Source organism: Acidimicrobiales bacterium (assembly GCA_035540975.1).
GTDB lineage: Bacteria > Actinomycetota > Acidimicrobiia > Acidimicrobiales.
This window is the reverse complement of sequence record DATLFN010000110.1, coordinates 1-10,106: the sequence shown is the minus strand read 5'-3', so window position 1 is coordinate 10,106 and position 10,106 is coordinate 1. Positions and strand designations below refer to the sequence as shown.

Annotated in this window: 8 protein-coding genes; 5 read left to right on the top strand and 3 right to left on the bottom strand. The window is 73.7% G+C overall.

Translation table 11 applies throughout. The annotated features are described in order from the left end of the window. The coding region (locus VM242_11640; GenBank protein ID HVM05816.1) for a hypothetical protein at positions 1 to 284 on the top strand (284 nt) is incomplete at its 5' end. Between the two features lie 126 nt (positions 285 to 410). Next, positions 411 to 1,088: a response regulator transcription factor gene (locus tag VM242_11635; protein HVM05815.1), complete on the top strand. Its 678-nt coding sequence runs from the start codon at positions 411 to 413 to the stop codon at positions 1,086 to 1,088. 25 nt (positions 1,089 to 1,113) lie between these two features. On the opposite strand, the gene VM242_11630 is transcribed toward VM242_11635, so the two are convergent. Further along, positions 1,114 to 5,577 (bottom strand): multicopper oxidase domain-containing protein, encoded by a 4,464-nt coding sequence (locus tag VM242_11630; protein ID HVM05814.1) that lies wholly within the window; start codon positions 5,575 to 5,577, stop codon positions 1,114 to 1,116. Between the two features lie 39 nt (positions 5,578 to 5,616). Next, positions 5,617 to 6,813 (bottom strand): hypothetical protein, encoded by a 1,197-nt coding sequence (locus VM242_11625; GenBank protein ID HVM05813.1) that lies wholly within the window; start codon positions 6,811 to 6,813, stop codon positions 5,617 to 5,619. A 570-nt stretch (positions 6,814 to 7,383) separates the two neighbouring features. Between VM242_11625 and VM242_11620 the strand changes: the two genes are divergently transcribed. After that, positions 7,384 to 7,908, top strand: coding sequence for a hypothetical protein (locus tag VM242_11620; protein ID HVM05812.1), 525 nt, complete (start codon positions 7,384 to 7,386; stop codon positions 7,906 to 7,908). 436 nt (positions 7,909 to 8,344) lie between these two features. After that, positions 8,345 to 9,004, top strand: coding sequence for a hypothetical protein (locus tag VM242_11615; GenBank protein ID HVM05811.1), 660 nt, complete (start codon positions 8,345 to 8,347; stop codon positions 9,002 to 9,004). Between the two features lie 55 nt (positions 9,005 to 9,059). On the opposite strand, the gene VM242_11610 is transcribed toward VM242_11615, so the two are convergent. Beyond that, the gene (locus VM242_11610) at positions 9,060 to 9,323 is read right to left on the bottom strand and encodes a hypothetical protein (protein HVM05810.1); all 264 of its coding nucleotides are present in this window, start codon (positions 9,321 to 9,323) and stop codon (positions 9,060 to 9,062) included. A 348-nt stretch (positions 9,324 to 9,671) separates the two neighbouring features. Here VM242_11610 and VM242_11605 point away from each other — a divergent pair. Beyond that, on the top strand, positions 9,672 to 10,106 hold a 435-nt coding region (locus VM242_11605), incomplete at its 3' end, for a hypothetical protein (protein HVM05809.1).

The following is a 10,106-nucleotide window of genomic DNA, read 5'->3' as shown; positions in this document are numbered from 1 at the left end:
GGGCCGGGTCGCCGCCCGAGGAGGGGAGGGAGGCCGTGCCGGGCTCGATGAGCGCGACGTCGCCGGCGGAGCCGGCGGAGAGGACGGCGTCCGCCGGTGCGCCGGCCGGTGCGGCGGCGGACGCCGTCCTCTCCGCCGGCTCCGCCGGCGACGTCGCGCTCATCGAGCCCGGCACGGCCTCCCTCCCCTCCTCGGGCGGCGACCCGGCCCCCGCCGCGGCAGCCGCCCTGGCGCTGCTGGTGTCGATCGCCGGGGCCGGGGCCCGGCTCTGGGCCCGGGCGTAGCGCCACCGCCGGGCCGACCACCCGGGAGTTCCGTTCAAGGTTTGCGGCCCGGAGGACGAACTAGTCCATGTGAGCCACACCCCGGTAGCCCCGAGCACCCATGCGGGCCAGCCCACGGTCCTCGTCGTGGACGACGCGCCGGACGCCCGCCTCCTCACCCGGACGGTCCTGGAATCGGAGGGGATGGCGGTTCGGGAGGCAGCCGACGGCCAGGCGGCCCTCGACGCCGTCGCCGCCCTCCGTCCGGCGCTGGTGCTGCTCGACGTCGAGATGCCGGGCATGAACGGGCTCGAGGTGATGGCCCGCCTGCGCCGGTCCGACCCCGACCTGCCCATCGTCATCGTGAGCGGCCGGTCGAGCGACGCCGACCGGGTCCTCGGGCTCGAGCTGGGGGCCGACGACTACGTGGCCAAGCCGTTCTGCGCCCGTGAGGTGGCGGCGAGAGTGCGCGCCGTGCTGCGTCGATCGGTGCGTGGTCGTCCCGACGACGAGGTGTGCGCCGGCCCGCTGGTGATCCGCACGGCCGAGCGGCGGGTGCTCCTCGAGGGCCGGGCGATCGAGCTGACGCCGAAGGAGTTCGACCTGCTCGCCTTCCTGGCGTCGGCGGCACCGGGTCGGGTGTTCTCCCGCGAGGAGCTGCTCCGGGAGGTGTGGGGATCGTCGGCCGAGTGGCAGGACAGCGCCACGGTGACCGAGCACGTCCGCCGCCTCCGCCGCCACATCGAGGCCGATGCCTCCCGTCCCGCCCTCCTCCAGACGGTGCGGGGCGTCGGCTACCGCTTCGACCCCCGGCCGGCGGCCTGACCGGCGCGAGCAAGGTCTCCGGACGTCAGGCGGCGAACGGGGCGGCGCCCGGCGGTCGCGCTCTCGGCCGGTCCCTGCGCCGGCGGCTCCACACGCCGAGGGCGACGAGGGCGCCGAGGGCGCCGACCGAGGCCGACGGCGCCAGGCCCGCCGAGGCGGCGGCCGGGCAGGCCGCCCCCTCGCACGGCAGCGCGCGGAGCGCGACGGCCGCCGCCACCGTCGGCGCCGTCGACGGGCGGACGCGCAGGACCCCCCACTGGCCCGCCTCCCGGTATGGCTCGCGGTGGTTGCCGTAGACGTAGTCGCCCGCCAGTCGGCCGGTCCCGCCGGCACCACCGTCGAGGGACACCGTCAGCGCCTCCAGGCCACCGAGCTTCACCGAGCTCGCCAGGGCGCTGCCGTCGCGACCCGGCTCCACCGGCCAGCGGTGGCCTTCCACCGAGAAGACCTGCGACTGCTCGCTCCAGGGGGCGAGCACGTTGATGCGCACGGGGTCGCCCGCCACCGCCTCGAGCACCGGCGTGGCCGGGTCACCGTGGACGGCGCTCGACAGGACCGAACCCTCGTCGGCATTCGAGGCGAGCCGCCGGCCCAGGGGCGCCGACGAGTAGTTCACCCCCACCGCTCCCCGGACCTCCGTCGTGTACGGCATGCGATGGTTGCCCAGGCCCTCGTCGTCGTCCTGGAAGAACAGGGTGAACTCCCGGTACGCCGGTCCCGACGGGGGGACGACGTCGACGCGCCACAACGACGAGCGCGAGGCGTCGGCCCCCGTGTAGGGATCGCGGAAGCGGGCGTCCTTCGGCCCGACGACGATGGCGCCGTAGAGGCCGAGCCCCGGGTTGACCAGGACGTCGGCCCAGTCCCGCACGAGCGCCACCGTCTCGCCCACCTCGGGGGAGGCGTAGAAGGTGTAGGTGCGGGCCATTCCGGGTTCGGCGAGCTGCGGCGGATGGCGGCCGGCGGCCACGCCCGCCGAGTGGTCCGGGTCGAAGGCGAGCATGTCGGCGTGGAAGGACACCGGCCCCCCGGTGCGGTTGGAGAGGTCAACGGTGATGCAGTCGCCCACGTTGACGTGGAGCACCAGCGGCTGGGGGGCGGCCCAACCCGAGGCGACGGCGGCCTCGTTGGAACCCAGCACGTAGATCTTCCCGGTGCCGCCGAGCATCGCCAGAGGCGCCTCCATGGCCGACACGGCGAAGCGCTTCCCGGGCGCGTCGGGCGGGCAGACCTCGGTCGCCGCCTCGGGGACCTCCTCGCGGCCCGGCAGCCGGCGCAGGCCCTCGGTGTGGGAGCGGTCGCGGACGCGCAGCAGCCCCCAGCTGCCCTCGCGCAGCTTGAACGTGCGGCCGCTGTAGTACAGGTAGTCGCCGGGCATGCGCTGGGGCCCGCCGGCGGCGGGCACGACCAGGTCCAGGCGTTCGGAGATCCCCAGGTGGGCGGTGCTCGTCGGCTTCGAAGTCCGGCTCGCCGCCTCGGTCCGGAACCAGTGGCCGTCGAGGTGCAGGGTGTGCATCTCGTTGTTGGCGCCGACCAGGCTCCGGAACACGACGGGGTCCCCGAGGTACGCCTGCACCACCGGCGTCTCGGGGTCGCCGTGCTCCCGGCTGCTGAACCGCCGGGCAGGGTCGCGCCCCCGCCGCTCCACGGGTTCCACGCGGAGGTTGTACGCGCTGCCGGTGGACCTCCCCTCGCGCGACAGCGGGTTGTCGTCCTGGATGAACAGCACCAGCTCGCGGAAGCTGCCGGACACGTCGACCGACAGCGGCTCGGTGCTGTGGACGTCGGCCACCGTGCCGCTGTCGATCTCCTCGCCGGTGACGGGGTGGTGGTAGGAGGCGCCCGGCGGCTCCACCACCAGGGCGCCGAACAGCCCGTGGCGGGCCGAGTTCAGGGGGTTGACGTGCTCGTGGAAGAACGCCGGCCCCACCTGGGCGTCGGGGTACCAGCGGTAGCGGACGAACTCGGCGCTGACCACCTCGCCGGCGGTGTGGGCGTGGCGCAGCGGCTCGTCGAAGGTCACCACCGGGCCCGACACGGCGGCGATGCGGCCCACCTCGAACGTCTCGTCGCGGTCCATGCCCACGCCGACGACCGCGCCGGCCTGGAAGCGGTCGGCGTTGCCGAGGCGCACGGTCGTCGCGCCGGCGGCGACCGGCGCGGCCACGACCTCCCCCTCGAGGCGGAACGGCCGGACCGCCTGCTCGTAGCCGAACCCGGTGTCGACGCCGTCGCTGCCCTGCACGTCGAACTGCACGAAGTGGACGTGCACGTCCACCTTGCTCAACGGGTCGTCGGCGTTGTCCTCCAGCTCGCTGCGCAGCAGCACGTCGATGCAGGTCTCGCCGGCGTTGGCCCGGATGGTGAGCGGGACGCGCCGGCTGGCGTCGCGCAGCACGGCGTCGCGCTCGGATCGGAGCACGAACAGCTGCCCGGCCGGGTCGACCCGCCCGGCTCGGGCGTTGAGGGTGAGGGGTACGGGGACGGCGTTGATGGCGACGTCCTTGCGCTCCGTCCCGCTCGGGCACAGGCTGGCGGGCCCGCTGGCGCCCGGCTCCGGCGGCGGCCGGCCGTTGGCCACGGGGTCGAGGAAGGGCGCGGGGCCGTGGTTGGGCGCGAACGGCGGCCGGCGACCGAGGTGGGGCCGCAGGAGCGGGTAGGCGAGCTTGCCCGTCACCGGGTCGAAGGTGATCGGCGGGCGCGTCCCCGGGGCGCGTGCCCGGTAGCCCGGCCACACCCTCTCCGTCTCCGGCTCGTTGAGGAAGCGGTCGCCGTCGCGGGCCCAGTCCATGACCGACGCGTCGTAGCCGCGCGGGACGCCGGGGGGCGGCAGCTGGCGCTCGACCCACGCGGCCAGCTCGCCGTCTTCCAGCCGGAACGTCCGTCCCGACCAGTCGACGGTCGTCCCGGCCAGCTCCACTGCCTCCACCGCCGGCTTCACCCGCGCCGCCCGGTCGGGGAGCTCGAGCAGCGGGGGGAGCGAGTCCGTCGATGCCTTCCCGTCCTGGGCGGTGTTGTACACCCGCCAGATGGACCACATGCCGGCGAAGTAGTGGTGCGAGACGTGGCAGTGGTACATGAAGTCGCCGGCCGACTGCTGGCAGCCGCCGGCGCCGCACTCGTGCTCCACGTCGAACGTCTCCGAGGGGCCGATAGACTGCGAGTCGGTGCGCTCTGAGGCGGCCACCCGCAGCTGCGGGCGCTTGTCGAGCCCGGAGTCGAGCCGGTTGTCGTCCACGCCGACCTGGCGTCGCCAGCGCACCGCCCCACCGTGGACGTGGTGGACGTGGAACACCTCGGACCCGGCGTGGACGACGCGCTGCTTCACCGGGTCGCCCACGTAGCTTCGGGCCATGGGCGTCGCCGGGTCGCCGAAGGCGTAGGAGCTGTAGGCGAGGGAGACGTCGGGGCGGCCGGTCACCGAATGCTGGAGGGCGAGGCGGTTGGAGAACGGCTCGCTGCGGTAGTTGAGTGCCCGCGCCCCGGGGCGGTAGGCGCTGGTGATGGGGTCGACCAGGGGCACGAGCCCGCCGGCCCGGTCGCGGAGCTGGTAGTTCTCGTGGCCGATCTCGTGGTAGTAGACGACCGACTCGCGGAAGTCGCTGCCCCCGGCCGTGCGCACCGTCGCCGCCCAACCGGTGGCCGCCGGCTCGCCGGTGAGCGGGTCCGACCACTGCGAGCCCGCGGGCTCGACGATGACGGCGCCGAACAGGCCGTGACCCGTCTGCACCCGCGTGGCGCCGTGGCTGTGGAAGTAGTGGGTTCCCTCGGGCTCGGCGGCGCCGATCGCCCACTCGTAGGTCACCGACGATCCCGGCCGGGCCAGTGCCCGCGGTTGGGCGGCGACGGCCGCGATGTTCGTTCCGGCGACCACGAGAGCACCCCCGTGGAGGTGGAAGCTGGCCGCCTCGTCCCCCGGCAGGGCGTTGCGCAGCCGCACGCGGAGGCACTCCCCCGGGCGGGCCCGGAGCGTCAGCGGCTGGATGGCGTCCCCCTGGAGGCCGACGGAGACCGCCGGCTCGGCGCCCGTGGCCCGTGCCTCCTCGTTCCGCCGCTCCTCGGCCCGCACCCGCTCGACGTCGCCCTCCAGGGCGTACATCCGGCCCTCGGGGTCGTGGTCCAGGTAGCGGTTGACGGTGATGTCGACGCCGATGGCGACCACGTCGTACCGCCGGACGGGCGCCCCACGAGCGCAGCCCCCGCCCGCCGGCCGGCGCTCGTCCGGCTCCTGGGCGGCCAGCGGGAGGCCCTCACCCTGCTGATGGCCGCTCCGGGCCGCACCCGACGACGCGGCGGCCAGCCCGTGGTGGTCGACGACACCGGCGTCGTGGTCGCGGCCGCGGTCCTCGGCGGAGCCGGTCGTGGTGCCCGCGGTGGCCGGCGATGGTGCCGTGCGCGCCCGCGTCGTCTCGCCGGACGCCGTCGCCCCCGGCGGGAGCGCGGCGGCGACGACGAAGGCGAGGACGACGGCGCGGAGCGGGCGCGACACTGGCGGCTGGTGGCCGTTGCTCGACGGGCGGTCCTCCGCTCAGGTGACGGTGACCGTGCCCTCCATGTCCGGGTGGACGGTGCAGATGTACCGGTACGTGCCGGCCTTCGTGAACGTCACCTTGAACCCGCCACCGAACTGGATGCCGGTGTTGGCGAACCCGCTCCCGTCGAACGACCCCAGGTCGGCCGTGGGCGGCGGGCCCTCGGGAGGCGGGCCTTCGGGAGGCGGCGGAACGTTGAACAGCGCCGGGGAGGCCGCCTTCTCCACCAGGTGCGTATTGCCGTCGGGGCCCTTGCCGATGATGACGCGGGCGTCCTCGGGGGCGTTGAAGGTGATGGTGTGCGGACCGTTGACGTTCCACGTCACCGACCCGCCCGAGGCGACCGAGATCTCCTTGGGCGTGAACTCGGCGAGCCCGGCGCTCGTGTTCGGCTTCGGGGGCCCGGACGACTCGGGCTCCTCCTCGCCCGGCGGGTCGCCGGCCACCACCGTCCCGGCGTCGGCGGCGCCCGCCGCCTTCTCGTGCGCCTCCTTGACCTTGGCGACGAGCGGCTCCAGCTCCCGGTCGGCCTGGGCCTCGGCCTCCGCGGCGGTGGTCGCCTCCTCGCCCTCGGCGACCACCTCGATGGTGGAGATCATCTCGGTGAAGTGGAGCATGCAGAAGCCCTTGTAGACGCCCGGAGCGATGTCGTCGGCCAGGGTCAGCTCGAACTCCTCCTGGTCCCCCAGGAAGCCGGAGTTGTAGAAGACCTCCTTGCCGGTGAACGGCGCCGGCTCCCGGTTCGTGCACGGCTGGGTCGTGTCCTCGGGGAGCGCGCCGGTGGTGACGAAGCAGGGGTTGGCGGACACCTGGTTGGCGTCGCCCGGGCCCTCCGGGAGCATGGCGTACTTGAAGAGCGGCTCGAACTCGGGCGGCGGCTCGTCGGCCGCCAGCTGCTCGGGCGTGGCGTTCTCGAACGCCTGGATGGCCGGGTTGATGAACGACCCGAACGTGATGGTGTGGGGCTCGCCGGTGAAGTTGGACTTGTAGACGACGGTGTCGCCCGGGTTCACCTTCACGGTGCCCGGGAAGTACCCGAGGTAGAACGACTGCGGGTCGTCCACGTCGGCGTCGACGTTCACGGTCACCGTGCCGCCGTCCTGGGCCGAGGTGTCGGTCGTGCCCCCCGCCGTATCGTCGTCGTCGTCCCCGCACCCCGCGGCGACGAGCGCGACGACGGCCAGGACGCACACAAGGCGCCGTACATGCATGTTTCCGTCCCCCTAGATGCTCCGAGGCCTGGGAAGGTAGCGGCCGAAGGTGCTCGGCGCAACCACCTCGACGCGGAGGCGTCACGCCGCCGCCGTCGCCGCCATGTCGAGAGGGCGGCCATCAGATGCGCCAGGCTGCACGAATCGAACCAGGTGCTGCGCCACCGGTGCTGACGGCAGTGCTCGTGTCCGGCGCTCTCGATGCCGGACGGAGCGACCGAGCCCGCCGCCGCGTGACGGCGGTCCCGGTCGGACGGGTCGGCTCTCGCCTCCGGTTTGCGGCGACCATCACCGGCAGGAAGGCTCCTTGTACGGTCTCGTCGTCTGTGCAAGTTTTGTACGAATAAGGCGACAGTCTTTCGGGGGCAGGCGGCTCGTGCGCCAACTCGCATCCGCTCTTCTGCATTCGCGACGATCACCTCGGCGACGACCGCCGTGTCGTCGGGTGCGGGGCGCCTGGACGACCCCGGCGCGTAGGCCGCCGGGCTCGTCCCCGGCGGGGTGAAACCGCAGAACCTCGGCACGGGAACCGTCGGGCCACGTGCGGAGCCGATGGCCTGCACCGGTGGCGCGTCGTCGGCCCCTGTCGACGCCGGCACCGGCACCGAGGACGGCTTCGAGCACGGGTCACCGGATCGGGTTTCGCCCGTCGCCGTCCTCGCGCTCGGGGTGACGTTGATCCTCGTCGCCGGGTTGTGGGGGGGCGTCGGCGGCGCGGGCGAGGGTTCGCGCGTACGGGCGCCCCCCTTCATGGGCGGCTACCGCCTCGGGGTCACCTGGCGGCTCCTCCCCGTGGTAGTCCTCGCCATGTCGGCGGTCCGGTACGCCATCGGCGCCGCCTCCCGCCTCCGCTGGCACTCGATGCTCGCGGCGACGTTCGCGCTGGCGGTGGCATGGGCCGTCGCCTTGTCCTTCGTCGACGGCGCGTCCGCACTCACGTCGCCGCTCGAGAGCCGCTACGAGTACCTGCGATGGGTGCCGCTCGTCGAATCTCCCGCCGAGTTCCTGCGCACCTTCGTGGAAGGCTCCCGCACGAGGCCACCCATGTCAAGAGCCATCCGCCGGGGATGGTGCTGATCCTGTGGGCCCTCGATCGAGTCGGGCTCGGCGGGTCGGGCCCCGCCGCCGCCCTGGTCCTGGCCGCGGTCGGCCTCGCCGCCGTCTCCGTCGTCGTCACGACCCGCCACGTCGTCGGAGAGGCCGCCGCCCGGCTCGTCGCGCCCTTCGTTTCGCTGCTCCCCGCCGCCGTGTGGATGGCGACGTCACCCGACGCGCTGTTCCTCGGCGTCACCGCGAGCGGCATCGCCGCCGTCGCGGTGGCGACGTCGCCGACCGGTGCCCGGTCGCATCGATGGGGATGTGCGGGGGGCGTGCTGCTCGGTACCGGGCTGTTCCTCTCATCCAGTGGCCGGCCATCGCCGATGGCCTCACCAGGCCGCCCCGGTACGACTTCGACCCGGCGTTTCCGATCAGCCTTGCCGCCACGCTTCTCGGTGGCATCGCGGTGCCGGGCGTGGTGGTGTTGGTTGCCGCCGCCTGGACGGCGCTGCGGTCCCGCCCGTGGTTCGTGTCGTTGTCGATCGGCATCGGCGTCACCGTTCTCGCCGCCTGGCCGGCGGCGCCCTCGTGGCTGGATGCTCGGTTCTTCGTGTGGGTGGCTCCGTTGGTCGCCGTCACCGCCGGCGTGGGCGCCGTCAGCCGTCCGAAGCTCCTGCCCCTGGCGATCGCCTGCGTCGTGGCCCAGATGCTCTCCTTCGCCTACCAGGACCCCACGGCGAGCGACGTCCCGAACCGCACGGCGGCGACCTTCGTGCGTCACGAGCGCGACGCGGCCCGATCGGTGTGCGCCCTCGGCCGCACACGGGCGGCCCTCCTCGCCTATGTGGACGACGTGCGTGCCCTCTGGGACTTCGACCGCTTGCGGGGCTGCGACGCGGCGGTGGAGGCGGCGGGGCCGACGCCCCAGCCCCTCATGGGAGCGGCGTGCGACCACTTCCCGTACGTGCTCGTCCTGCCGGCGAGAAGCCGCGGCGCCCTCTTCGCCCACCAGCCGGTCACCCCGGCCGTCGACCCCGCAGGCGACGATCCGCTCGACGTCCTTCGCTGGGAGCACACCGACACCGCCGAGGTGTGCACCGATCCGCCCCTCCCGAAGGGTTACCGCCGCCCGTAGCGCCGGAAGACGTCACCAGTGGGACCGGTGCGTCAACGCCGGCGCGGCCGGGCGGTCAGCGCCGTGAACGTCTGGTGAGAACTCCGAGGCGGTCTCCCGCGATGATCAGGAGCACGGCGGCGGCGATGGCGACGAGTGAGCCGATGACGTTCAGCTCGAAGACGTCACCCGTACCGATGGCATTGGCGACGACGCCCCCGACGACCGAGCCGACGAGCCCGAGGACCAGCGTCATCCCGAGGCTCAGGTTCTGACGACCGGGGACGACGAGCCGAGCGATCACCCCCACTACCAACCCGAACACGACGAACCCGATCACCCGCTCAGCCTCCTGCTCGCTGCCCTGGAATCATCGCATCCTCAGTGGGACGCGTGGTGCCGGCGGCGCGGCCACCTCCGCCTGCCCTACCCGTGGGCGCGACCATCTGGTCGTTCCTGCGTCGCTCCCGACGACCGGGCGGGCGAGGACGACGCCCCGGTGCTCGCCGTGCCGCTCGGCCACCGGGCCCCCCAGGGCCTTCGTCGGGCTCTCCGTCATGGAAAACATCGAAGTGCCTCTTGACCTCGCGCCCGCCACTCGACTACGACGGTGCCCGCCAGAACGGGCGAAACACCACCGGCGCGAGCGGGGAGCACGGATGTCGGACCTTCGGGGCGGGCGACGGGCGTGAGCACGGTCTCGCCCCTGCTCGAGGTCGAGCGCGCCGTCCAGGAGCGGGCCAAGGAGGTGGCGCTCGACATGGCCATGCCCGAGGGCGCCACACGCCTGCGAGCGCTGGTCGACGAGGAGGTGGCCCGCTGGTCGCAGGACTACAAGCGGGGGCTGCGCCCGGTCGACATCGCCGACGCCGCCGTGGTCGCCGAGCGGGCCTACCGCAACGTCGCCGGCTACGGCCCCCTCGAGCCCCTCCTGGCTGACGACGACGTCTGGGAGATCATGGTCAACGGCCCCGACGCCATCCTTCGTCAAGAGGCACAAGGGCCCGAGCGGCTATCACGACGAGGTGTTCCACGACGACGAGCACGTGGTGCGGACCCTCACCAAGATCCTCGACGAGGCCACCGGCTCGCACCGCAAGCTGGACGCGGCCGAGGGCCTCCA

What these genes read in the sequence shown, in the direction of transcription:
- VM242_11620 (HVM05812.1), top strand. Translation starts at nt 7,384, where the DNA reads ATGGCCTGCACCGGTGGCGCGTCGTCGGCCCCTGTCGACGCCGGCACC.